This window comes from Lonsdalea quercina (assembly GCF_900107885.1).
Classification (GTDB): domain Bacteria; phylum Pseudomonadota; class Gammaproteobacteria; order Enterobacterales; family Enterobacteriaceae; genus Lonsdalea; species Lonsdalea quercina.
Genome location: NZ_FNQS01000015.1, coordinates 25,626 through 47,536 on the forward strand (window position 1 = coordinate 25,626; position 21,911 = coordinate 47,536).

At 55.0% G+C, this 21,911-nt stretch carries 18 protein-coding genes and 4 tRNA genes; 18 read left to right on the plus strand and 4 right to left on the minus strand.

Annotated features, from left to right (window positions below; genetic code table 11):
• The first annotated feature begins 45 nt into the window (after window positions 1-45).
• The 14 genes from wecB to BLU64_RS16085 all read left to right on the plus strand — a co-directional run bounded on the left by wecB (window position 46) and on the right by BLU64_RS16085 (window position 12,412).
• A complete protein-coding gene (gene wecB / locus BLU64_RS16020; RefSeq protein ID WP_074729376.1) occupies window positions 46-1,176 on the plus strand; it encodes a non-hydrolyzing UDP-N-acetylglucosamine 2-epimerase in 1,131 nt (376 codons plus the stop codon).
• On the plus strand, window positions 1,173-2,435 hold the full coding sequence (gene wecC / locus BLU64_RS16025) for a UDP-N-acetyl-D-mannosamine dehydrogenase (RefSeq protein ID WP_074729378.1): 1,263 nt from the start codon (window positions 1,173-1,175) through the stop codon (window positions 2,433-2,435). The genes wecB and wecC overlap by 4 nt, the downstream gene beginning before the upstream one ends.
• 45 nt (window positions 2,436-2,480) lie before the next feature.
• Window positions 2,481-3,185: a dTDP-4-amino-4,6-dideoxy-D-galactose acyltransferase gene (gene rffC / locus BLU64_RS16030; protein ID WP_074729380.1), complete on the plus strand. Its 705-nt coding sequence runs from the start codon at window positions 2,481-2,483 to the stop codon at window positions 3,183-3,185.
• Window positions 3,186-3,189: 4 nt separating this feature from the next.
• Window positions 3,190-4,320, plus strand: coding sequence for a dTDP-4-amino-4,6-dideoxygalactose transaminase (rffA, locus tag BLU64_RS16035; RefSeq protein WP_026743721.1), 1,131 nt, complete (start codon window positions 3,190-3,192; stop codon window positions 4,318-4,320).
• A 1-nt stretch (window position 4,321) separates the two neighbouring features.
• Window positions 4,322-5,572 (plus strand): lipid III flippase WzxE, encoded by a 1,251-nt coding sequence (wzxE, locus tag BLU64_RS16040; protein ID WP_026743720.1) that lies wholly within the window; start codon window positions 4,322-4,324, stop codon window positions 5,570-5,572.
• A complete protein-coding gene (locus tag BLU64_RS16045) occupies window positions 5,569-6,657 on the plus strand; it encodes a TDP-N-acetylfucosamine:lipid II N-acetylfucosaminyltransferase (RefSeq protein WP_074729382.1) in 1,089 nt (362 codons plus the stop codon). The genes wzxE and BLU64_RS16045 overlap by 4 nt, the downstream gene beginning before the upstream one ends.
• Window positions 6,654-8,030 carry an ECA oligosaccharide polymerase gene (gene wzyE, locus BLU64_RS16050; protein WP_074729384.1) on the plus strand — a complete coding sequence of 459 codons (1,377 nt, stop codon included), beginning with the start codon at window positions 6,654-6,656 and terminating at the stop codon, window positions 8,028-8,030. The genes BLU64_RS16045 and wzyE overlap by 4 nt, the downstream gene beginning before the upstream one ends.
• A 14-nt stretch (window positions 8,031-8,044) precedes the next feature.
• Complete coding sequence (gene wecG, locus BLU64_RS16055; protein ID WP_026743717.1) at window positions 8,045-8,785, plus strand: lipopolysaccharide N-acetylmannosaminouronosyltransferase; 741 nt, start codon at window positions 8,045-8,047, stop codon at window positions 8,783-8,785.
• 245 nt (window positions 8,786-9,030) lie between these two features.
• Window positions 9,031-10,413, plus strand: coding sequence for a bifunctional threonine/serine APC transporter ThrP (gene thrP, locus BLU64_RS16060; protein ID WP_026743716.1), 1,383 nt, complete (start codon window positions 9,031-9,033; stop codon window positions 10,411-10,413).
• Window positions 10,414-10,559: 146 nt separating this feature from the next.
• A tRNA-Arg gene (locus tag BLU64_RS16065) sits at window positions 10,560-10,636 on the plus strand.
• Window positions 10,637-10,735: 99 nt separating this feature from the next.
• Window positions 10,736-10,811, plus strand: a tRNA-His gene (locus BLU64_RS16070).
• 20 nt (window positions 10,812-10,831) lie between these two features.
• Window positions 10,832-10,918, plus strand: a tRNA-Leu gene (locus BLU64_RS16075).
• A 52-nt stretch (window positions 10,919-10,970) separates the two neighbouring features.
• Window positions 10,971-11,047, plus strand: a tRNA-Pro gene (locus BLU64_RS16080).
• A gap of 552 nt (window positions 11,048-11,599) precedes the next feature.
• On the plus strand, window positions 11,600-12,412 hold the full coding sequence (locus tag BLU64_RS16085; RefSeq protein ID WP_074729385.1) for a hypothetical protein: 813 nt from the start codon (window positions 11,600-11,602) through the stop codon (window positions 12,410-12,412).
• Between the two features lie 389 nt (window positions 12,413-12,801).
• Here BLU64_RS16085 and BLU64_RS16090 read toward each other — a convergent pair whose 3' ends face one another.
• Both BLU64_RS16090 and hutW read right to left on the minus strand, forming a co-directional pair.
• Entirely contained in the window at window positions 12,802-13,437 is a 636-nt protein-coding gene (locus BLU64_RS16090) for an SDR family oxidoreductase (protein ID WP_036153438.1), read from the minus strand.
• 60 nt (window positions 13,438-13,497) lie between these two features.
• Window positions 13,498-14,811, minus strand: coding sequence for a heme anaerobic degradation radical SAM methyltransferase ChuW/HutW (hutW, locus tag BLU64_RS16095; protein ID WP_026743713.1), 1,314 nt, complete (start codon window positions 14,809-14,811; stop codon window positions 13,498-13,500).
• Window positions 14,812-15,338: 527 nt separating this feature from the next.
• On the opposite strand from hutW, the gene BLU64_RS16100 reads away from it, so the two are divergent.
• Entirely contained in the window at window positions 15,339-16,058 is a 720-nt protein-coding gene (locus BLU64_RS16100) for a response regulator transcription factor (protein WP_051625576.1), read from the plus strand.
• A gap of 409 nt (window positions 16,059-16,467) precedes the next feature.
• Here BLU64_RS16100 and otsA read toward each other — a convergent pair whose 3' ends face one another.
• Together otsA and otsB are read right to left on the minus strand one after the other, a co-directional pair.
• Window positions 16,468-17,892 carry an alpha,alpha-trehalose-phosphate synthase gene (otsA, locus tag BLU64_RS16105; protein ID WP_026743712.1) on the minus strand — a complete coding sequence of 475 codons (1,425 nt, stop codon included), beginning with the start codon at window positions 17,890-17,892 and terminating at the stop codon, window positions 16,468-16,470.
• 4 nt (window positions 17,893-17,896) lie between these two features.
• Window positions 17,897-18,667 carry a trehalose-phosphatase gene (gene otsB, locus BLU64_RS16110; protein WP_074729387.1) on the minus strand — a complete coding sequence of 257 codons (771 nt, stop codon included), beginning with the start codon at window positions 18,665-18,667 and terminating at the stop codon, window positions 17,897-17,899.
• 667 nt (window positions 18,668-19,334) lie between these two features.
• Between otsB and BLU64_RS17690 the strand changes: the two genes are divergently transcribed.
• From BLU64_RS17690 to BLU64_RS16120, 3 genes are all read left to right on the plus strand, one after another.
• On the plus strand, window positions 19,335-19,475 hold the full coding sequence (locus BLU64_RS17690) for a hypothetical protein (RefSeq protein ID WP_235195119.1): 141 nt from the start codon (window positions 19,335-19,337) through the stop codon (window positions 19,473-19,475).
• A gap of 74 nt (window positions 19,476-19,549) precedes the next feature.
• Window positions 19,550-19,780 (plus strand): hypothetical protein, encoded by a 231-nt coding sequence (locus BLU64_RS17695; protein WP_026743710.1) that lies wholly within the window; start codon window positions 19,550-19,552, stop codon window positions 19,778-19,780.
• A 62-nt stretch (window positions 19,781-19,842) separates the two neighbouring features.
• On the plus strand, window positions 19,843-21,003 hold the full coding sequence (locus BLU64_RS16120; protein WP_026743709.1) for an amidohydrolase: 1,161 nt from the start codon (window positions 19,843-19,845) through the stop codon (window positions 21,001-21,003).
• Window positions 21,004-21,911 lie beyond the last annotated feature (908 nt).

The following is a 21,911-nucleotide window of genomic DNA, read 5'->3' on the forward strand; positions in this document are numbered from 1 at the left end:
CCTGTGGCGGAACGCCCTATTTTATCTGACTAAAGAGCATCGAATGTGAAAGTCCTGACGGTTTTCGGCACCCGCCCAGAAGCGATTAAAATGGCGCCATTGATTCACGCACTGGCTCAGGATACGTTTTTCGAGTCAAGAATCTGCGTCACGGCTCAGCACCGGGAAATGCTGGATCAGGTCCTGGAACTGTTTGGGATTGAGCCAGACTTTGATCTCAACATAATGCAACCGGGGCAGGGGCTTAGCGAGATCTCATGCCGTATCCTCTCGGGGCTGAAACCTGTTTTAGAGGCGTTCCGTCCCGATCTGGTGCTGGTGCACGGCGACACGTCTACCACGCTAATGGCCAGCTTGGCCGCGTTCTATCAGCGTATTCCGGTTGGGCATGTCGAAGCGGGACTGAGAACGGGCGACATTTATGCGCCATGGCCGGAAGAGGCGAATCGGACGCTCACCGGCCATCTGGCTCAATTTCACTTTGCGCCGACCGATAGCGCCCGGTTGAATCTGCTGAAAGAAAATGTGCCTGACGCCGCCATCAACGTGACCGGCAACACGGTGATCGACGCGCTATATTGGGTTCGCGACCTGATTGCCCGCGATCCTAAACTGAATCGGCCATTACAGGCGCAATACGCCTTTTTATCCGAACAGCGCAAAATGATTCTGGTCACGGGACATCGTCGTGAAAGTTTCGGCAACGGCTTCGAACGGATATGCCACGCGCTGGCCGAGATCGCCCATCGTCATCCGGATGTCCAGATTGTGTATCCGGTGCACCTTAATCCCAACGTTAGCGAGCCGGTGAATCGCATTCTCAGCGGCATCGACAACATTTTCCTGATAGCGCCACAAAATTACCTGCCGTTCGTCTACCTGATGAACCGCGCCTACCTGATTCTGACGGATTCGGGCGGTATTCAGGAAGAAGCGCCTTCGCTCGGGAAGCCGGTCCTGGTCATGAGAGACACGACTGAAAGGCCGGAGGCGCTGGCGTCCGGCGTCGTGAGGCTGGTCGGCACCGATACAACGAAGATTTTGCATAACGTCTCGGAGCTGCTGACGGATGAGTCAGCCTACCGGGCCATGAGTCAGGCACAGAATCCTTATGGCGACGGTCACGCCAGCCAGCGTATCCTCGCGGCATTAAAAGAAAATCAGGTAAGGTTATGAGTTTTAATACAATTTCAGTTATTGGCCTAGGGTATATCGGTTTGCCCACCGCCGCGGCGTTTGCATCGCGGCAGCACAGCGTGGTGGGGGTTGATGTGAATCGCCGCGCCGTGGAGACGATCAATCGCGGCGAAATTCACATTGTTGAGCCGGATCTGGAACAAGTGGTCAGTACGGCCGTGGCCGAAGGTTATCTGCGCGCCTCTGAGCAACCGGTGCCTGCCGATGCCTTTCTTATCGCCGTACCGACGCCATTCAAGGGCGACCACGAGCCGGACCTGAGCTACGTACGCGCGGCCGTCGAGTCCATCGCTCCCGTACTGGTGCCCGGCAATCTGGTTATTCTGGAGTCGACCTCTCCGGTCGGCACGACCGAACAGATGGCCGAGTGGCTCGCGCAGGCGCGCCCTGACCTGACGTTTCCCCAACAGGTTGGCGACGCGGCGCAAATCAATGTGGCGTACTGCCCGGAACGCGTATTGCCCGGGAAAGTGATGGTGGAGCTGATCAAAAATGACCGCGTCGTCGGCGGCATGACGCCGACCTGTTCGGCGCGCGCCTGTAAGCTCTATCGTCTCTTTCTGGAAGGTGAGTGTGTGGTTACTAACTCCCGCACCGCTGAAATGTGCAAGCTGACGGAAAACAGCTTCCGCGATGTGAATATCGCCTTCGCCAATGAGCTGTCGCTGATTTGCGATGAACAGCAGATCGACGTTTGGGAACTCATCCGATTGGCAAACCGCCACCCGCGCGTCAATATCCTTCAGCCGGGGCCGGGCGTCGGCGGTCACTGCATCGCGGTCGACCCTTGGTTTATCGTGGCGCAAAATCCCGCGTTGGCGCGGCTGATCCATACCGCCCGGCTGGTCAACGACGCCAAGCCGCAGTGGGTGGTGGACCGAGTGAAAGCGGCCGTCGCCGAAGCGTTAGTGAATACTGACAAACGTCCGAGCGAGCTTCGCGTCGCCTGTTTCGGGCTGGCGTTTAAACCGGATATCGACGACTTACGCGAAAGTCCGGCGCTGGATGTCGCGACCCGAATTACCGAATGGCATATGGGAGAAACGCTGCTCGTCGAGCCGAATATCCGCCAGTTGCCTGATTCGCTGCATGATAAGGCGAGGTTAGTGGATTGCGCCACAGCCTTACAAGCCGCTGATGTACTGGTCATGCTGGTCGATCACCGTTCGTTCCGCGCGATTGCGCCGGAACAGGTCAGCCAACGTTGGGTGGTGGACACCAAAGGCGTGTGGCGATAGCCGCCCCGCCGATCATCCCCTTCGCACGATAACAGGACATCGCTTATGCCGCTGCATGCCAATGTGGAACCTCTGAGTTGGGAAAGCGCTTTTTTTCATCGCGCCAGCGGCAGGCTATTCTTTTCCGACTCCGCGCCGGTGCTCAGCGGAGCGGCGCTGGCGCCGTACGACATCGTTCAGGCGAAAATCCCGGCGCATGAGACCACGCGGGCGGACGCGTTGTCCGCACTGGGTTTTCGGCTGGCGGAAAGCGAGGTCGATCTTAGCGTGTCTTTAGCCGACCGGCCGGACGCCGAGGCGATCGACGGCGTACGTCGGGCCGTGGAGAGCGATCTCCCCACGCTGCGCGAGGCGGCTCGCACGACGTTTGCGCTCAGCCGTTTTCGCACGCCGTGGTATGCGCCGGAAGACAGCGGACGATTTTATGCCCGCTGGGTGGAAAATGCGGTGCTCGGAACGTTTGACGACGTGTGTCTAGTGCTGGAAGACCGTCGCCACCGGCCCCAGGGGTGGGTGACGTTGCGACAGCTGCCGGAGCAGGAGGCGCGCATCGGTCTACTTGCGGCATGGCCGGGACAAGTCGGACGCGGCACAGGACGCCGCCTGATGCAGGCGGCGAAAGCGTGGTGCCGACAGCAGGATGTCCTACGTCTACGGGTGGCGACCCAACTTGGCAATATTGCGGCGTTGCGGCTTTATCTCGGCAGCGGCGCGCGAATCGACAGCACAGCCTATTGGCTATACAGGTGACGATATGATCCCATTCAATGCTCCGCCCATCGTAGGTTCCGAACTGGAATATATGCAGGCTGCCATGCGCAGCGGCAAGCTGTGTGGAGACGGCGGTTTCACCCGCCGCTGTCAGCAGTGGCTGGAGCACTATTCCGGCAGTCCCAAAGTGTTGCTGACGCCTTCTTGCACCGCTTCGCTGGAGATGGCTGCGCTGTTGCTGGATATCCAGCCTGGCGACGAGGTCATCATGCCGAGCTATACGTTCGTGTCGACGGCGAACGCCTTCGTGCTTCGCGGCGCCACCATCGTCTATGTCGATATCCGCGCGGATACGTTAAACATTGATGAAACCAAGATAGCCGCCGCGATTACTGACCGTACCCGCGTTATCGTGCCGGTGCACTATGCGGGCGTGGCGTGTGAGATGGATGCCATTATGGCCCTGGCGCAGAAACACGGGCTGTACGTGGTGGAAGACGCCGCGCAGGGCGTGATGTCCAGTTATAAAGGACGGCCGCTAGGCTCGATAGGCCATATTGGCTGCTTCAGCTTTCATGAAACCAAAAATTACACGGCGGGCGGTGAAGGCGGGGCGACGCTGATTAACGACCCCGCGCTGATTGACCGTGCGGAAATCATTCGCGAGAAAGGCACTAACCGCAGCCAGTTTTTTCGCGGTCAGGTTGATAAGTACACCTGGCGCGATTTAGGCTCCAGCTACCTGATGGCGGATATCCAGGCGGCTTATCTGTGGGGACAATTGGAAGCCGCACAGCGCATCAACGAGCGCCGACTTAGCCTGTGGGACGCCTATTACGCCGCGTTCCGTCCGCTAGAACAGGCGGGTAAACTGGCACTGCCGACGGTCCCGGCTGACTGCATACACAACGCCCACATGTTTTATCTACGGCTACGCGATATCGAACAGCGCAATGACTTTATCAGTTATATGAAAGAAGCCGAGATTCTGTCCGTCTTCCACTACATTCCGCTGCACAGTAGCCCGGCAGGGCAGCAGTTCGGGCGTTTCTCCGGCGAAGATCGCTTCACCACTCGCGAGAGCGAACGGCTAGTGCGTCTGCCGTTGTTTTACAACCTGCGCAACGTAAATCAGCGTACCGTCATCAGCACGGTGCAGAGCTTCTTCTCCTGATATGTCGCTCGCCAAGGCATCAGTCTGGACGGCCGCCTCAACGCTGATCAAAATTGGGGTTGGTCTGGTCGTCGTCAAGCTGCTGGCCGTCGCTTTCGGACCCAGCGGCGTAGGACTGGCGGGCAATTACCGCCAGTTGATCACCGTGCTGGGCGTACTGGCGGGCGCCGGCATTTTCAACGGCGTCACCAAATACGTCGCGGAATATCAGCAGCGTCCGGCAGAGCTGCGATCTCTGTTAGGCACCGCGACCACGCTGGTGACCGCGTTTTCTCTGGCGCTAGCGCTCCTGCTATGGTTGGCGGCGGCACCGATAGCGGGAGCGTTATTCGGTGATGCGCGTTTCGCCTCTGTGGTTCGGGCGTTGGCGCTGCTTCAGGTCGGTATCGCCTATGCCAACCTGTTTTTGGCGATCCTGAAAGGGTATCGCCATGCGCGAGGCAATGCGCTGGCGATTATTGCAGGCAGCCTGATTGGGTTGCTGGCCTATCTGGCCTGTTTCTGGCTGGGCGGCTACCATGGTGCGCTGGTCGGTCTGGCGTTGGTGCCGGCGCTGATCGCGATTCCGGCGGCATGGTGGCTCCAACGTTCGACCCCGCTGCGCTGGCCGATGCTAAAGCCGCTCTGGGAGCAGATGCTGGCGGGGCGGCTGGCCAAATTTACCCTGATGGCGCTGATGACAGCGATCACGCTGCCGGTCGCTTATATCACCATGCGTAATCTGCTCGCCGCGCACTATGGCTGGGAAGCGGTCGGGATCTGGCAGGGCGTAACCACTATTTCCGACGCCTATCTACAGTTCATCACGGCAGCGTTCAGCGTCTATCTCCTGCCGACGCTGTCACGGCTGACCGAACGCAGAGATCAGGCGCGGGAAATTGTGACGTCGCTGAAGTTTGTGCTGCCCACAGTGGCAGTAGTGAGTTTTGTCGTCTGGCTACTGCGCGATGTGGCGATCTGGCTGCTGTTTTCACATCAGTTCGTTGCGATGCGCGATCTTTTTCCCTGGCAGCTAGCAGGGGATGTGATGAAAGTGGGTGCTTACGTTTTCGGCTACTTGGTCATTGCCAAAGCCTCTCTGCGCTTTTACTTGTTGACCGAAATCAGCCAGTTTCTCCTGCTGATGGGATTCGCGCATTGGCTGATCCCCTTGCATGGCGCACTGGGCGCAGCACAGGCTTATATGGCAAGCTATCTGGTCTATTTCCTGCTGTGTTGCGGCATATTCATTATTTACTGTAGGCGAGCATGACCCCCTTAATTCACGTGCTGGGTGCGGATATTCCTCATCATAATCAGACGGTACTGCGTTTCTTTAACGACGTGCTGGCCCCGACGCTGCCCGCTGAGCAGGTGCGGCGCTTTATGGTGGTGGCTCCGGAGAAGGCCGCATGGCTGCAAAATTTGCCGGCGCTGGCCGTCGACTGCTATCCCGATAAACGTGCGCTGGCGAAAGCGCTTGTCGCGCAGGCCAGAGCGCGCCGTGATACCCGTTTCTTCTTTCATGGCCAGTTCAACCCGTGGCTGTGGCTGGCGCTGCTGACGGGCGGCATCCGTCCCGCCCAGGTTTATTGGCACATCTGGGGCGCGGACCTGTATGAAACGGCTAGCGGCATGGCTTCTCGTCTGTTCTATCTGATGCGTCGCCGTGCGCAGGGGCGCATTGGCCGAGTGTTCGCAACGCGCGGCGATTTGAACTATTTTGCGCAGCGGCAGCCGCAGATTCCCGCCCAATTACTTTATTTCCCCACGCGCATGGACCCAACGCTGGCTGCGTCAAGCGACCTGAAAGGCCAGGCCGGGCCGATGACCATTCTGGTCGGCAATTCCGGCGATAAAACCAACCGGCATATTGAGGCGCTGCGGGCGATTCACGAGCAGTTTGGCGAGCGTGCGCGGGTGATCGTCCCCATGGGCTATCCCGAGAATAACGATGACTATATTGCGCAAGTCCAGCAGGTCGGCGATACGCTGTTCGGGGTGAAACGCTTTCAACTGCTGCGTCAGAAGATGGCGTTTGACGATTACCTGGGAATGCTGCGCCGTTGCGATCTGGGCTACTTCATCTTTGATCGCCAGCAGGGCATTGGTACGCTGTGCCTGCTAATACAGTTCGGCGTTCCGTTCGTCATTAGCCGTCACAATCCGTTTTGGCAGGATCTGCAGGAGCAACATTTGCCGGTGCTGTTTTACGGCGAACCATTGGATGAGGCGGATGTACTGGAAGCGCAACGGGCGCTAGCTCGGGTCGATAAACGGCACATTGCGTTTTTCAATCCAAACTATATTCATGGCTGGCGTCAGGCACTGGCGCTGGCGGCGGGAGAACCGGTATGACCGAATGGCAGGTCTGCGGACTTCTGGGGGTGTACCTCGTCTCCGTGCTGTTCATCCTGTTTCTGACGTGGCAAGAGTTCAGACGGGTGCGGTTCAACTTTAACGTGTTGTTTTCGTTATTGTATCTGCTCACGTTTTATCTCGGCTTCCCGTTTACCTGCCTGCTGGCGTTCCGGTTTAATGTGTCGGTAGTCCCGGCGCAGTACCTACTGATGGCTCTGCTATCGGCGACGGTGTTCTACGCCATTTATTATGTGGCGTATAAAACCCGGCTGCGCGCCTCGCCTGCCGTTTCTTCCCCCCCGATGCTGAGCTTCTCCCGGGTAGAGACGCACCTGGTCTGGGGACTGCTGGCGCTGGTGGCGGTGGTGACCGTCGGCATCTTCTTTCTCCACAACGGTTTCTTGCTGTTTAAGTTGCGGGCTTACAATCAGATCTTCTCCAGCGATGTGTCTGGCGTAGCGCTGAAACGCTTTTTCTATTTCTTTATTCCGGCGATGCTGGTGGTCTATTTCCTGCGTCAGACGCAACGTGCCTGGCTGGGATTCTTGCTGGCGACGGTGGCTTTCGGCATGTTGACTTACATGATTGTCGGCGGAACGCGGGCCAACGTCCTGATCGCCTTTTCGCTGTTTCTGTTTATTGGCATCGTGCGCGGGTGGATCTCACTGTCGATGTTGGTTGCGGCGGGATTGATGGGGATCGTCGGGATGTTCTGGCTGGCGCTGAAACGCTATAGCCTTGATGTCAGCGGCGCCGAGGCGGTTTACACGTTTCTGTATCTGACGCGGGATACGTTTTCCCCATGGGAAAATTTGGCCCGGCTGTGGCAGTTTTACGACGAAATTCATTTCCAGGGACTGGCGCCCATCATTCGCGATTTTTATGTCTTTATTCCCGGCTGGCTGTGGCCGGGACGACCTGCGCTGATCCTCAACAGCGCCAACTACTTCACCTGGGAAGTGCTGAATAACCACAGCGGACTGGCGATGTCGCCCACGCTGATCGGCTCGCTGCTGGTCATGGGCGGCGCGGCGTTTATTCCGTTGGGCGCCGTGGCCGTCGGGCTGATTATCAAGTGGTTCGATTGGCTTTATGAGCGCGGTCGCCAAAGTTCTAATCGCTATAACGCGGCGATTTTGCAGGCTTTCTGCTTTGGCGCGATATTCAACATCATCGTGCTGGTCAGGGAAGGGATGGATGCCTTCGTCTCTCGGGTGGTGTTTTTCTGTCTGGTCTTTGGTGCTTGCCTGGTGCTGGCCAAGCTATTGTATTGGCTGCTGCTCGTGGGAGGGGTTATTCGTCAGCGCTGGCGGATAACCCCGCCCCCCAAGACGGAGCAACATACTGCGCCCGCGAGTCAGCGACGCTAATAATGGGGAAAATAATGGAACACAATGGTGCGATCCCACAGTACCAGATTCGCGGGATCCCTCTCTACGGCTTCGAGAACATGACGCAGTGCGTGGACTATCTGCTGGCAGGCGAACAGGTCAAAACCGGTACGTTGGTGGCGATTAACGCCGAAAAAGTTCTGGCGACAGAACGGGATTCCGCGCTGAAGGCGCTGATTGACGCGGCGGAATACAAATATGCCGACGGCATCAGCATTGTTCATTCTATCCGGCGGAAATATGCCGGTGCCCGCGTGGAGCGCATCGCCGGGGCCGACCTCTGGGAAGCCTTGATGCAGCGCGCCGGCGAGCGTGGAACGCCGGTCTTTCTCATCGGCGGCAAACCCGAGGTGCTGGCCCAGACGGAACGGGAGTTGCGTTGTCGCTGGCAGGTGAATATCGTCGGCTCGCAGGACGGCTATTTCAGCGTTGAACAGCAGACGGCGTTGTTCGAGCGCGTGCGCGACAGCGGCGCAAAGCTGGTGACGGTAGCGATGGGCTCTCCCAAGCAGGAACGAATCATGCAGGACTGCCGTCTGGTGTATCCTGAAGCGCTTTATATGGGCGTAGGCGGTACTTACGACGTATTTACCGGGCACGTGAAACGCGCGCCAAAACGCTGGCAGAACCTGGGGTTGGAGTGGTTGTATCGGCTGCTGTCTCAACCCAGCCGGATCACGCGGCAGATAAAGCTATTGCGCTATCTGGCTTATCACGTCAGCAGACGCCTGTAGTCCGGCTTCCTCCCCGCGTTTGCTTGAATGCTATCGATTGAGTTATAAGCAAACGCATACCTTTCTTATTTAGTTATAACTCCTTCCCCGAAGATGTTAATCCCAACAGCATTGCTGTATCTTTTCCGGCGCCCTGTTTCGGGCGGCGTTTTTTTGCGCGAGAGGTACCGTTGACCGTTGCCGGCGAAATAAAACAATTCATTAACTCGGCAGAAACAAACACAACATGGAATGATAGAGGATTTATGACAAAAAAAGTCAAAGAAGATCAGCTCCACCGGGGTCTGGAGGCAAGACATATTGAACTGATCGCGCTTGGGGGCACCATCGGCGTCGGTTTGTTTATGGGCGCGGCGAGCGCGCTGAAGTGGGCCGGTCCTTCCGTCCTGCTGGCGTATATCGTAGCTGGCCTTTTTGTGTTCTTCATTATGCGTTCGATGGGCGAAATGCTGTTTCTCGAACCGGTGGCCGGTTCGTTCGCCGTATATGCTCACAATTATCTCAATCCCTTTTTCGGCTATCTCACCGCCTGGAGCTACTGGTTCATGTGGATGGCCGTCGGTATCTCGGAAATCACGGCGATAGGCGTTTACGTCCAGTTCTGGTTCCCGGAACTTCCCCAGTGGATACCGGCGATAGCGGCCGTCGTGCTGGTGGCGGGCGCCAATCTGGCGGCGGTGCGCTTGTACGGTGAAATCGAATTCTGGTTCGCGATGATCAAAATCACCACCATTATCGTGATGATTGTGGTCGGCGCGGGCGTGATTTTCTTCGGACTGGGCAACCACGGCGAAGCAATCGGTTTTGCTAACCTGACGGCACATGGCGGCTTCCTGGCCGGCGGCTGGAAAGGACTATTGTTCGCACTGTGCCTGGTGGTTGCCTCGTATCAGGGCGTGGAACTGGTGGGTATTACGGCAGGCGAAGCCAAAAACCCGCAGGTGACGTTGAAACGTGCCATCAATAATATCCTGTGGCGTATCCTGATCTTCTACGTGGGCGCGATTTTCGTCATCATCACTATCTTCCCATGGAACGAAATCGGCACTACCGGCAGCCCCTTCGTATTGACCTTTGCCAAAATCGGTATCACGGCGGCGGCAGGTATCATCAACTTCGTCGTGCTGACCGCAGCGCTGTCCGGCTGCAACAGCGGCATGTATAGCTGTGGGCGTATGCTCTTCTCCCTGTCCAAAAACCGTCAGTTACCGGCAGCCTTGGGCAAAGTCACCGCCAGCGGCGTACCTGCGGCGGGCGTAATGGTCTCTATCCTGTGCCTGATCGCCGGGTCGGCCCTGAACTACCTCATTCCTAATCCGGAAAAAGTCTTCGTCTACGTGTATAGCGCAAGCGTTCTGCCGGGCATGGTGCCGTGGTTTGTGGTCCTGGTCAGCCAGCTGCGTTTCCGTCGCAAACATCAGGCTGCCATTGCAGGTCACCCCTTCAAGTCAATCCTGTTCCCGTGGGTTAACTATCTGACGATGGCGTTCCTGCTCTGCGTATTGGTTGGGATGTACATCAATGCAGATACCCGTCTGTCGCTGATCGTGGGTTTGATATTCCTGGCCTTCGTCAGCATGATTTATGCGGTTCTCGGTCTGGGTAAAAAGCAGGCTGAAGTGAAATAATCACCCGTAAACAGCGGGTGGGAAAGCGGTAGAGTCGATGATTTTAAGGGAAATGAGCAAAGCGTAAGCAAACGCGCTCTTTCTACGAAAAAGCACTAGACAGGCTTCTATTAAATCCGTAGTATCCCCACCCGCAACGGCGCTACGCGCCCGTAGCTCAGCTGGATAGAGCGCTGCCCTCCGGAGGCAGAGGTCTCAGGTTCGAATCCTGTCGGGCGCACCATTCGAAGCATTTATATGAATGTAGTGCGGGAGCTGCGGAGGTACTTAATGACTCCGTGAGAAGTGAGTACCGGAAACGTAGTAAAGAAGTGGTAATATGGTGGCTATAGCTCAGTTGGTAGAGCCCTGGATTGTGATTCCAGTTGTCGTGGGTTCGAGTCCCATTAGCCACCCCAATTTCTAAAGTTTGTGACATGCGAAGGTGGCGGAATTGGTAGACGCGCTAGCTTCAGGTGTTAGTGTCTTAACGGACGTGAGGGTTCAAGTCCCTCTCTTCGCACCACACAAGCTCAGATGTCAGTGACATCATGAAGTAGTAGTACAGCATCACCCGTCGGCGAGTAGCGCAGCTTGGTAGCGCAACTGGTTTGGGACCAGTGGGTCGGAGGTTCGAATCCTCTCTCGCCGACCACTATTCTCAGGGTCTTGTTTGCGTAGTAGACAGGGCCATAAAGAAACCGTTGGTGAATTTCACCGGCGGTTTTTTTTCGTCTGTTGTTTGGTCTCGTGTCATGCGAGCGATCTGCCGACGTCTCACTCATTTTCCCGGCTTACTTCTTCCTCTTCACCACGCTGCCAGAGTTGTTTTTGGCAGGCTAGTTTACGTCCTAGGTATCAACCCTATTCAGGACAAGACTACACAGAGGGACTATCCACTTCATCTTCCTTCTCGGGTATGGCTGAAATAATCATCTCAGAAACCATCCTTCGTTATTGAATGCCAATACACCTATCTATAGATATAGTCTCTTTACTTATCTCGATAACTTTATTTCGGAAATATCTCCTTATTTTATGCCGTGATAGTTTCATGATAATAAAACAGTTGAATGAGGAAGATGTTAGTGTCAACCTCATCTTAAGTCAGCGACAGTTTTCCATCGGTAATAATTTATTCTTCCTCTTTATTTAGCATAGTTATCAATCAATAAAAGGGATTTTTCATTTATTAAGGAGAATAAGAATGATTTCATGTTTGACGGAAACACGCTTTCACTTTAGCTTTTTATATGAACGAATGCGGCATAGGAAAATCTTGTGGGTGGTAAAGAATCCGCGTCAATTAAATAAAGCAATCCTTGATAGCGTTCATTCATTATTATCAAAAAAAGAATTTATTGACGAGAACGATATTTGTTTGCTTGAAGAAGCCTATGGAACGTTAAGTCCTGCTGAGATTTATTTAGCTGAACGTTATGGCGTGCCCTCACACCACATACTCAGTGCGGAAAATATCATCGAGGCGCGCCACTTTGATGAAATGTGTCTGCAAAACGTCCTGTCGCGTTACGCGCAACGTGGGCGCAAAGGCGCCATCGTGTTTCGGGATTTCGCATTGGATACGCGTTGGATGACTTTTTTTGACGGCCGCGTCGTTAACGCGCATTTCGCCATGCTGCCCTACGCATCGGGCCAGTATGCCATCGAGCAGGCCGCCGCAACGGGCGAGAACCGGAAGCTAGAACGAGCGGCGGGCGCCACGTTACATTATCTTGATGGGGTTCGCGATACGCTGTCTCTTATCGCACAGGAGGCGTTGCTCAACCTTTGGAACCTGCCGTCGATATGGGCGGTCAAGGGCGAGTCCTACTTGATTGCTTTCCGGCTTCTGGATGACTATCTGAATACCGGGACGGCTTTTAGCCGGCGAGATGTAATTCAGCGAGACATCGCCAATGGCTATGGGCTATTCGCGCGAGCAACACTTTCGGAGGATGAAAAGTGCCTTGCCCAGAAAAACTTTCTGCGTATGAAAAGGAACTTCATCTACGAATAACAAAAACAAACCATTTTTTATTTCAACCTATTAAGGCATCGTGCCGCACGAACTCTCTTATTATTCTATTTCTATGGAGAAGTCATCACGACGACGCGTTTAAATGATTATAAAAATAGTATTGATTTGTGATGATTAACATAATGGCAATAATAACTTTCGACAGTAAGGGACGTCATTTCATTGCTTAATTATTTTTCCCCGAGAAATCATTTTTCAAAATGGGATGACCCTGTACAGGATCGTAGTGCCGTATAAAAAACATAATCGGTTCCGTTATTCCGCTATATCAATTTTGTGTGCCGCCGGTATCAGGCTGCCGCGTGTGAATGTTGGCTCTTTTTGCCAATAAGGCGAAAGGGGATGCCGTGCAGGCATTCCCCTATATACTAAAACTGTGTCGACTGCGTCAGCGTCGGATCGATAAGAAAGTAAGTCTTCCCATAGACGGCGTCATCATCAATGACCTGCTGGATCTGGCGAGCTACATCTTCCCGATGGATCAACCCGAAAGCTTCCTCTTGTACCCGGATGGACAGGCCGGTTCCTGACCCGGACTTGAGACCGCCGGGTCGGAGTATGCATCCGTTCAATCGGCTGGTCTTCAGCCAGCTTTCCGCTAACGATTTTTCCCGAACAGCGTGGCCGAAGATCTCCCGCGCTTTCGGCGACAGCAAATGCCAGCTTTCCCCGCAGCCAATGGACGTAACCAGCACCATGTGGCCGATACCGTAGCGCTCCGCGCTATCGATGATAAGCCGATTACCGGCGTAGTCGGCCTCCGCGCTGCCCAGCGTGGAAACGATCCGCGCCTGCGGACCCGCAGTTTCGCAGGCGGTCTGGACGCTGCGCGCATCCAGCGCATCCCCTTCTACTACCGTGGCGCCACACTCACGCAGCGCCTGTGCCTGCTCGGCGTTGCGGACCAGCGCGGTAATGGCGCGCGACTCCTGCAACCCCAGCGCCACCAGCGCCCGGCCGACGCCGCTCGCCCCGCCAAAAATCAGCCACGGATGTTTTTCCATCAGTTCGTTTCCTGTTTCGCTACACGATTTGCCCATCGCGACATCCAAATGTTTCATCTGTTAAGCCGCTGCCTGTGGTAACAGTAACGGCGGGATTAACGTTTGCAAAGCCTGCAGTAGATTGCTTGCCCAGAAACGTCCGTCCGCCGTGAGATGAAAACGCGCGCCGTTCAACCGCAGCAGACCGCATAGTTGCCATTGTTGCAACAGCGGCAGCAAAGGCGTGGGATCGTCCAGCACACGCGCCAGATCGTAATATCCGGCATCGATGCCGCCCTGCAGATCCAACCGCCAGCGGTACTGATCGCTTTGGGGCGTCATCATGGCAATGGGTTTACGGCCTTCGCCGATCGCCCGGTAATAGTCGTCCAGATGACGCGCCATCATGTAAGACTGCCCGCGCAGACTTCCCCCCGCGCCGCTGCCGAGCGCAAGATAGTCCGCGCCCTGTTTGATGAGCAGATTGTACAGATTGCGTTCACGGGTGTGGCGAGACCAATGACTGTTACTAAGCTGACGCCAGTTTTCATCCGCCAGGAATTGCTCCCCGATCAGGTAAAGCTCGCGGCACAGGCTCACGTCGGGCAGCGTTACCCGCTGATTTTCGACGGCTTTCGCCAGCAGGGTATTGGGCAGCAGGTTCAGGGCGTAGAGATCGACCCCGTCCAGCGGTAGATCGCGTACGATCGCCAAATCTTCCCGCCAGCTTTCTACCGTCTGATCCGGCAGGCCAAACATCAGATCGCAAATGATGGCCGCGCGGTCGCGTTCAGCCAGTTTGCGGATAAATGCCATCGCTTCTTCCCGGTTGGCCCGGCGCCCCAGCCGCTGACGGACGCGTGTCTCGAAGGTCTGAATGCCGATAGAAAAGCGGTTGGCTCCGGCTTCCAGACAGGCGTCAATGCGCTCATCGTCGAAGTTGAAGATGCGCCCTTCGACGGTGATTTCGCAATCCGACGCCAGCGGCAGCTGCTTACGCAGTGTGCTGATAATCTGGTGAAGCTGTCGGGCCGTCAGCGCCGAGGGGGTGCCTCCGCCCAGATAGATAGCGTGGATTGGTGAAGACTGGTGCAGCGGACTGTCCGCTTCCAGGTCCAGTTCTCGCATTAGCATGTCGCAATAACGCGCGATAGCTTGCTCATCTTGCTTGTTCTGGTAAAAACCGCAAAATTTGCACTGCGTGGCGCAGAACGGAATATGCACATACAGCAAGCGCTTGTTGCCGGTCTGAGTGGTACTCAGCAACCCCTGCCAGGCGGCATCGATTTCCCCAGAAGGAAGTGGTCTTTGCTGGCGCCAGGGCATGGTGGCCCAGCGACCGCTAAAGGGAAGTCCGTGTTCAGCTGCGAAAAAAGGTGAAAGATCAAGAGACATAGATGGCGTGTTCCTCTGTAAATCTGCCGGTCACTCTTGAATGTAAATGAAAATAGAAATCATTTATCTCCGGAGATGGAGGAAAAGCATAATACAGCCGCTCGATGGGAAAGTTGACGTATATCAGTAGAAAATCCGACATTGTGTCGGTAAAGGCTCTGAAAAGGGCCAAAATTCATTAAATTTTGTTAATGTGCTCGCCACCGCCTCACCGGAGCAGTGAGACCAACGGCGCAAAGAAATAATCCACTCTTTTCGCCCCATCGTCGCTCGGCCTAGTGATAAATCACGTTGTTCTTTACGCGAACGAGCACTTTTCTATGGTTTTTAATAGATTGCAAGCTAAGTAAATTCTTGCTTAAAAATGATAATGATTGTTATTATCTGAGAAGGGATAGGGGCGCCTTTTGACCAAGACCTCCTATCTTCATGAAAATTATAAGGTCATGTTTAAGCTTGCTGAATCACTTCACCCGGTGTTCAAAAAAGCGCTAACCCCACATGCACTTGGGTTTCAGGGGATTTGCATGCGTATTCTTGTGGTTGACGACGATTCTGTTCATTGTCACTGGCTCTGCGAAAAACTACACGCTCACGGCCACTCTTGCCGTATCGTTCATGACGGCGGCAATGCATTAAAAGCGATACAGCAAGAGGTTTACGACGTTGTCCTGCTTGACCGCATGTTGCCGGTGATGGACGGCTTTACCGTGCTGCGCGAACTCAAAGATCGGCCACACCCTCCCATCATGCTGCTTTCCACGCTGGACCGCGACGTTGACCGCGTGATGGGGCTTGAGCTGGGCGCGGAAGACTACTTGGGAAAACCCTTCAATTTTGACGAGCTGCGCTTACGGCTGAATATCATGGTCGGACGCGCTCGTCGACGTACTGAGTCCAGTTCCGTACTGACTTTTTTCGATCTGAAGGTCGACTGTCTGCAACGCACCGTATGGCGAGATGGGAAACGCATTGAGCTGACCGACAAGGAAATTAAGCTGCTGATAATTCTGATGGAATCCCCCGGCAAAGTGTTCAGCCGAATGCAGCTGTTAGAGCGAGTATGGGGGTATCATTTCAACCCGCAGACTAATCTTATCGACGTTCATATGTCCAAGCTGCGCGCTAAAATCGACAAGGGTTTCGCGCAGCCGCTCATCAAGACACAGCGCTCGGTCGGCTACTGTTTAAGTGTGGAAGAGAAGGCGCTTCCTCTTTCCAATGACCGTATGGAATTACCCCAATAAACGTGCTGAAACTGCGACTCAGGGGGTTGGCGGCTGATAGTGGTGTCGCCCACGATCAGTACGTATCGTATACGGTAGGCACACGGTTAAATCATAAGATTCATCTCTGCTTTTGACAGTCACCTTGCCCTAAATCACCGTTAACCTCTTCGTCCCGGGATTGTCAGTAATTCGGTATGGGATATTTTGACGCAATCCTCTGTTTTCTATGTAAAAATGAATTTTCACCCCGATGCGGCCAATTCAGAAAAGCGACGAAATAAATCCTCAACTTCTCTTCATAACCTCTATCTGAGGATGTCAAAACTGCGGCCAGTGACATCGCTCGTCACGATCTGCCACCCGCGAGCCGTCGTTTTGCCCGCACGCTCGTCTCAGCGGTGAGCCGGACTGCGATGCCCCCGCGGCGTTACGCCTGCCGGGGGAAGGTCGCTATTTTTTTTTCGAGGCTGTGCTGCTCCCGGCAAAGATCGACCGCTTTCAAATCGGACAAGAAGGACTGACGCCAGTGGCTGATGTCATTGCGGTTGATCACCGCCATCATGTCGCTGTGACGGGCGATCCTCTCCGCCAGCGGCATCGTTAACGCTTGATCCAGCGCGCTGGCGACCTGATCGCGATCGTACGGATTGACGATCAGCGCGGAGGTCAGTTCATTCGCGGCGCCGGCGAATTTAGACAGAATGAGCACGCCCGGATCGTTTGGATCCTGTGAGGCGACGTACTCCTTGGCGACCAGATTCATGCCGTCGCGTAGCGGCGTGACCAGTCCGACCTCGGTGTAGCGGAAAATCTTCATCAGCAGTCGGCGTTCAAAGTGCTGATTGAGGTAGTACAGCGGCGTCCAGTTCAGCGTGCCGTAGCGGCTATTGATGCGCCCAGCCTCGGTTTCCAGCTGATGGCGGATGTCCTGATAGGCCTGCACGTCGCCGCGCGAAGTCGGGGCGATCTGCGTATAGCGGACGTGACCGCGATGCTGTGGATAGTGCTCCAGCAATGACTCGAAGGCCAGGAAGCGTTCGGGCAGCCCCTTGGAGTAGTCTAAACGCTCTACCGCGATGACGTTCTTCAAATTCACCAGGCCGCGACGGGCCTCTTCCAGCTTGGCGGGCAGCGGACCCTCCGCCATTTTGCGGATGCTCTCCGGTTCGATCCCGATAGGATACACCTCGGTGCGGAACAGGTTGCCGAACGCGCTGTAAGTCTGTTCGCCGACGGTTTTAACGGGCGTCAGCAGGGACAGGCTTTCGAGAAACGCCTGACGGTCATGTTCGGTCTGGAATCCCAGCAGGTCATACTCACACAGTTTTTCCAGCAATTCCTCGCAGGGCGGCAGCGCGTTGAAGATATCCGGCGCCGGGAAAGGGATATGCAGGAAAAAGCCCATCCGATTGTTCAAGCCCAATTGACGACATGCGGCGCCGAACGGCAGCAGATGGTAGTCGTGAACCCACAGAATATCGTCCTCTTTCACCAGCGGTTGCAGGCGTTCCGCCAGCAGCGTATTGACGCGGCAATAGCCTTCCCACGCGCTGCGGTCGTACGACACCAAATCGAGACGATAGTGGAAGGCGGGCCAGAGAACGGTATTGGAGAACTGGCAGTAATACTCTTCGTAATCTGTATGGCTTAGGTTAAACGAGGCGTAGGTGATGCCGTCGTTTTTCTGGATCCTCAGAGGCAACGGATCGTCGCTGATGTCTCCGTTCCAACCGTACCAAAGCCCGCCGCTGCTTTTGAGCGCATCCAATATGCCGACAGCAAGACCGCCGGCGCTCTGTCTCTTGCTATCGGGGGCGGCAATTCTATTTGATATGACGACTAATCGACTCATAGCTTTAGCTCCTTACCATTGAAATTTTGTTTTCATACATGGCCTGCTGCTGTGTGAGCCAAAGATGGACCGCTGCCACGTTGGCGAGTCGGTAGCGCGCTTCGCTGGGCCCTGGGCCGACTTTGACGGAAATGCCGCCGAGGGCGTTCACCTGACGGAAGCCAGCTTCGTCGGTGGTATCGTCGCCGATGAAAAGCGGAGTGCGTCCGGCGAAAGGCGAAGATTCCATGAAGGTTTTGATGGCGGCGCCCTTGTTTGCCCCACGTGGTTTCAGTTCCACCACGCATTTGCCGGTTTGTACGGTCAGCTGCGGATAGCGCTCACATAGCGACTCAGCCAGCGCGGTGACCTCCGGCTTATAATCTGGGGCCTGACGGTAGTGCAACGCGAAGGACGCGCCTTTGTTTTCCAGTCGGCAGCCGGGAAGCGCGGCCAGCGCGGCGGTTAGCGCTTCCTGCAAAGGGCCGACGATATTGGCGGGAAGGCGCGTATCATGACGTTGCCCGCTGATTTCGCGTCGTTCCGCGCCGTGGATCCCTGCTGCGGGCAAGATGAGCGGGGCGACCAGCGCGTCCAGCTCTGCGATGGGACGTCCAGAGATTAACGCCAGCGCGCCATCGTTACCGGTAAACAGGGTACGCAGCGTATTGCAAATCTCGGGTGGGACGACCACCTGTTCGGGGGTGGGCTGAATTTCGGCCAGCGTACCGTCGAGATCGATGAAAAATGCATAAGCATCTAAGCGTAAAGGGGGTTCTGGTGCCTTATCTGTCATCGTACCGCTCCTCCTTTTAAGAAATCATTTGGAATCCATTTGGCGCTGAGTTGCTGCTGCGCCCGTTAGCTCCTTTAGCTGATCCATCAAATTAAGGCAGTAACGTTAATTATAGGTAGCGATGAATAATTCGCTAACTAAATGATGGTTTTTTATCCATGATATGTGACGACATTTCAACCCTGTATTTTATGTGGATTTTGCTTTTTGTATTGATTATTAAGTCTTTTAAGATTTTTTATTGCTGTTCTATCTTAGTCTCATACGGTATATGTCCCACTGATTCAGTGTGCTATATTTTTAAGCTAATACGCTGTTTTCAGCAGTCTTTCCTCCTTTTTCCGGCCTGACCAAAACCTGGTTGAACTCGACGCGAAGAGTAACCTATGGCTTCTCACCTAATTGATCTTCTTCTGATTGGAAACAATTTCGGCGCCGCCGACATGCGTGAGGTAGGGTCTGAACGTAATTGACTGACGGAACAGGTGCAGGGGGTAAGTCGCGCTACGCGTCTCCGAATTGCTTACCGAGGGCAAGATGATTGCCGCCGAGTCGCGGCGTTTCTTCGAAACGTTTTGGAGGTCGGCTGGTGTACTGGTTGCGGATCCTCGTTTATGCGCGGCTGAAGAAGATAATAAGCCAGTTGCGTCAGCGATAAGGAGCGAATTTGATCCACACTCAACATCTGATCAAACGCTTCGGCGATCGCGCGGCGCATAACGACATCAGTCTCGACGTCGCGAAGAGGAACGTGGTGGCGATTATTGGGTCGTACGGCTCGGGAAGTCGCCGCGGCTACGCTGGATGAACTTGCTGGAGTCGCCGCAAGCAGGCACGATTATCATCGGCGAACACACGCTGGACCCAGAGCGGGTGCATTAAGTGCTGCAGTCCATTGAGCTGCTGGCGAAAAAAGACACCACAATGGCGATTTCACCCACGAGAGGCCGTTTGCCTAAAGCGGTGGCGGTTCAGGTGATTGTCATGGCTGACGACCGCCTTGTGGAGCAGGGACCGGGGGAACAGGTCATCAGTTTTGCCGACAACCTGCAGACGCAGCGCCCCCTGCGGCCGTTACCGACGATTCAGGAATCGACAGAGTCTGTGATCTGATCGATTCTCACTTTTGTTACGCCCGGCGTTGTCCGACGGCGTCACCGTTAGGAGTTTCCCATATGAGAGTGAACCCTCAGCATGAACCTTTGGCGCAGTATGTTCAGGCGTTCCGCCACGATATGCACCAGTATCCCGAACTGTCTCATCAGGAGTTCGAAACCACCCGTAAAATCCGCTCCGAGCTGGAAAAAGAGGGCATTCGCATCCTCGACCTGCCGCTGAAAACCGGGCTGGTGGCAGAGATCGGCAGCCCCGAGGCGGAGCCGATGGTCGTGGTGCGCGCGGATATTGATGCCTTGCCGATTGAAGAAGAGTCCGGCGTCGCGTTCAGCTCTCACCACCAGGGCGTGATGCACGCCTGCGGGCACGATTTTCATACGTCGGCGGCGCTGGGCGCGGCGATATTGCTGAAACGGGCAGAGTCCGAGCTAAAAGGCCGGGTGCGCATTCTGTTTCAGGCAGCGGAAGAGACCGGATTAGGGGCGCCTGACGTCATCGCTACCGGCGCGCTGGACGGAGCGACGGCGATTTTTGGGATCCACAATGATCCAACGCTGCCGGTCGGCGTGATCGGGGGGAAGGATGGCGCACTGACCGCGGGCGTCGATCGTTTTGAAGTCAAGATCGCCGCCAAAGGGTGTCACGCGGCCAAACCGCACGAAGGTAATGATCCGATCGTGATTGTGGGACAGCTGATCGGCGCGGTGCAAACGATCATCAGCCGTAATGTACCGTCGGACAACAACGCGGTGGTGTCGATTACGCAGGTGCATAGCGGCAGTACCTGGAACGTCATCCCCGATACGGCCTATCTGGAAGGCACGGTGCGGACCTTTAGTGCGGAAGCGCGCGACCTGATTGAACAGCGTTTTCGGCAAATTATTGCGGGTATCGCCAGTACCTACGGTGCGGAGATTGAACTGCTCTGGCACGCCGGGCCGCCGTCAGTCGTCAATACGCCTCGTTGGGTGGAATTTTCCCTGCAGGTCGCCAGCGATGAGGGGTTCGAGGCTCGTCGGGTAGAAGCCAGTCCTATCGGTGAAGACTTTTCATTTTATCAGCAGCAGCTACCGGGTACGTTCATGATGGTCGGCTCCGGCGGGCCGTACGCGCTGCATCACCCTAAATTCCGGGTGGACGACCGGGTACTGTTCCCGACGGCGCATTATCTGTACAGCCTGGCGCGCAAGAGCCTGGAGCAACTGTCGCAGGAAGCATGATCACCGCAGCCACGAGGCTGATAAAGGGGGCCTTCTGGCATCCCCGTTGACCGTCGCAGATAAAGGCGGTCTCTTACCGCAAAGCCCTGGTTTTTGGCCGTAAGTGGTGATCTCGGGGCTGTCTTCTTTTAGCGACAGTTCCAGTCGCAAACTGTCGCCAAAAGAAGACGGATAACACATTGATTATCCATGCTTATTTATAATCAATGCCAGACTGTCTCTCACAGGTGACAGGCTGGCGTTTTTGCTTTTACGCCTTGGGATAGAGTCAGCAGCGACGGCATGACAGACTCAGTATTAAATCTTATTGTTTTTCAAATAATTATTAGTGGTTTGGCCTTTAAGATTAATCACTATGGCAAGAGTGGCACGGTTGATGCAGAATGCTCACCGTAGATGCTCATTCCATTTTCTATGTTTGCTTCGGCTTCATAACCCTGGGAATGACGCAGAGCCCTTATCGGTGCCTATCGTCCACCATGACATGAAGACTATTTCATGAAACGTTTCGGACATTACGTTGAGTGAGGCACCACCCCTAGTCTTTAAGACCTGATGTTTATTGACGCTTGTCGACGTTCGGCAAGCGTTTTTTTTTGTGGGTTGGACAGGGCACAGTGCAGCGATAGGGTTATTCAGAAGAGGGCCGGGTGATGGCGTTGGCAAGTTCACGATGGATCGCTGACCCTGCGCAATAGTTAAAAAGTTGATGTGAAAATTATTGCATCGGCAACAATTCAAGTTTCTCGCCGCTAGAGTGAATGATCAATCGCCCTCACCTATCAGCATGACAGACTCTGGCGATCGCTAAGTCAAATTATCAGAACAATTGCCAAATCTGCGCAACTTCTTGCGCACTTTCCAGCACAAATCACTTTTTGCGCAATGTTTGCAAACGATCTGCGCAT

Bases quoted from the DNA above. Each gene is read 5' to 3' on its own strand.
- thrP (WP_026743716.1), top strand. From the start codon at position 9,031: ATGACAAAAAAAGTCAAAGAAGATCAGCTCCACCGGGGTCTGGAGGCA.
- BLU64_RS16090 (WP_036153438.1), bottom strand. From the start codon at position 13,437: ATGGAAAAACATCCGTGGCTGATTTTTGGCGGGGCGAGCGGCGTCGGC.
- wecG (WP_026743717.1), top strand. From the start codon at position 8,045: ATGGAACACAATGGTGCGATCCCACAGTACCAGATTCGCGGGATCCCT.
- BLU64_RS16120 (WP_026743709.1), top strand. From the start codon at position 19,843: ATGAGAGTGAACCCTCAGCATGAACCTTTGGCGCAGTATGTTCAGGCG.
- rffA (WP_026743721.1), top strand. From the start codon at position 3,190: ATGATCCCATTCAATGCTCCGCCCATCGTAGGTTCCGAACTGGAATAT.
- otsA (WP_026743712.1), bottom strand. From the start codon at position 17,892: ATGAGTCGATTAGTCGTCATATCAAATAGAATTGCCGCCCCCGATAGC.
- BLU64_RS16085 (WP_074729385.1), top strand. From the start codon at position 11,600: ATGATTTCATGTTTGACGGAAACACGCTTTCACTTTAGCTTTTTATAT.
- otsB (WP_074729387.1), bottom strand. From the start codon at position 18,667: ATGACAGATAAGGCACCAGAACCCCCTTTACGCTTAGATGCTTATGCA.
- rffC (WP_074729380.1), top strand. From the start codon at position 2,481: ATGCCGCTGCATGCCAATGTGGAACCTCTGAGTTGGGAAAGCGCTTTT.
- BLU64_RS16045 (WP_074729382.1), top strand. From the start codon at position 5,569: ATGACCCCCTTAATTCACGTGCTGGGTGCGGATATTCCTCATCATAAT.
- wzyE (WP_074729384.1), top strand. From the start codon at position 6,654: ATGACCGAATGGCAGGTCTGCGGACTTCTGGGGGTGTACCTCGTCTCC.
- BLU64_RS16100 (WP_051625576.1), top strand. From the start codon at position 15,339: ATGCGTATTCTTGTGGTTGACGACGATTCTGTTCATTGTCACTGGCTC.
- wzxE (WP_026743720.1), top strand. From the start codon at position 4,322: ATGTCGCTCGCCAAGGCATCAGTCTGGACGGCCGCCTCAACGCTGATC.
- wecC (WP_074729378.1), top strand. From the start codon at position 1,173: ATGAGTTTTAATACAATTTCAGTTATTGGCCTAGGGTATATCGGTTTG.
- hutW (WP_026743713.1), bottom strand. From the start codon at position 14,811: ATGTCTCTTGATCTTTCACCTTTTTTCGCAGCTGAACACGGACTTCCC.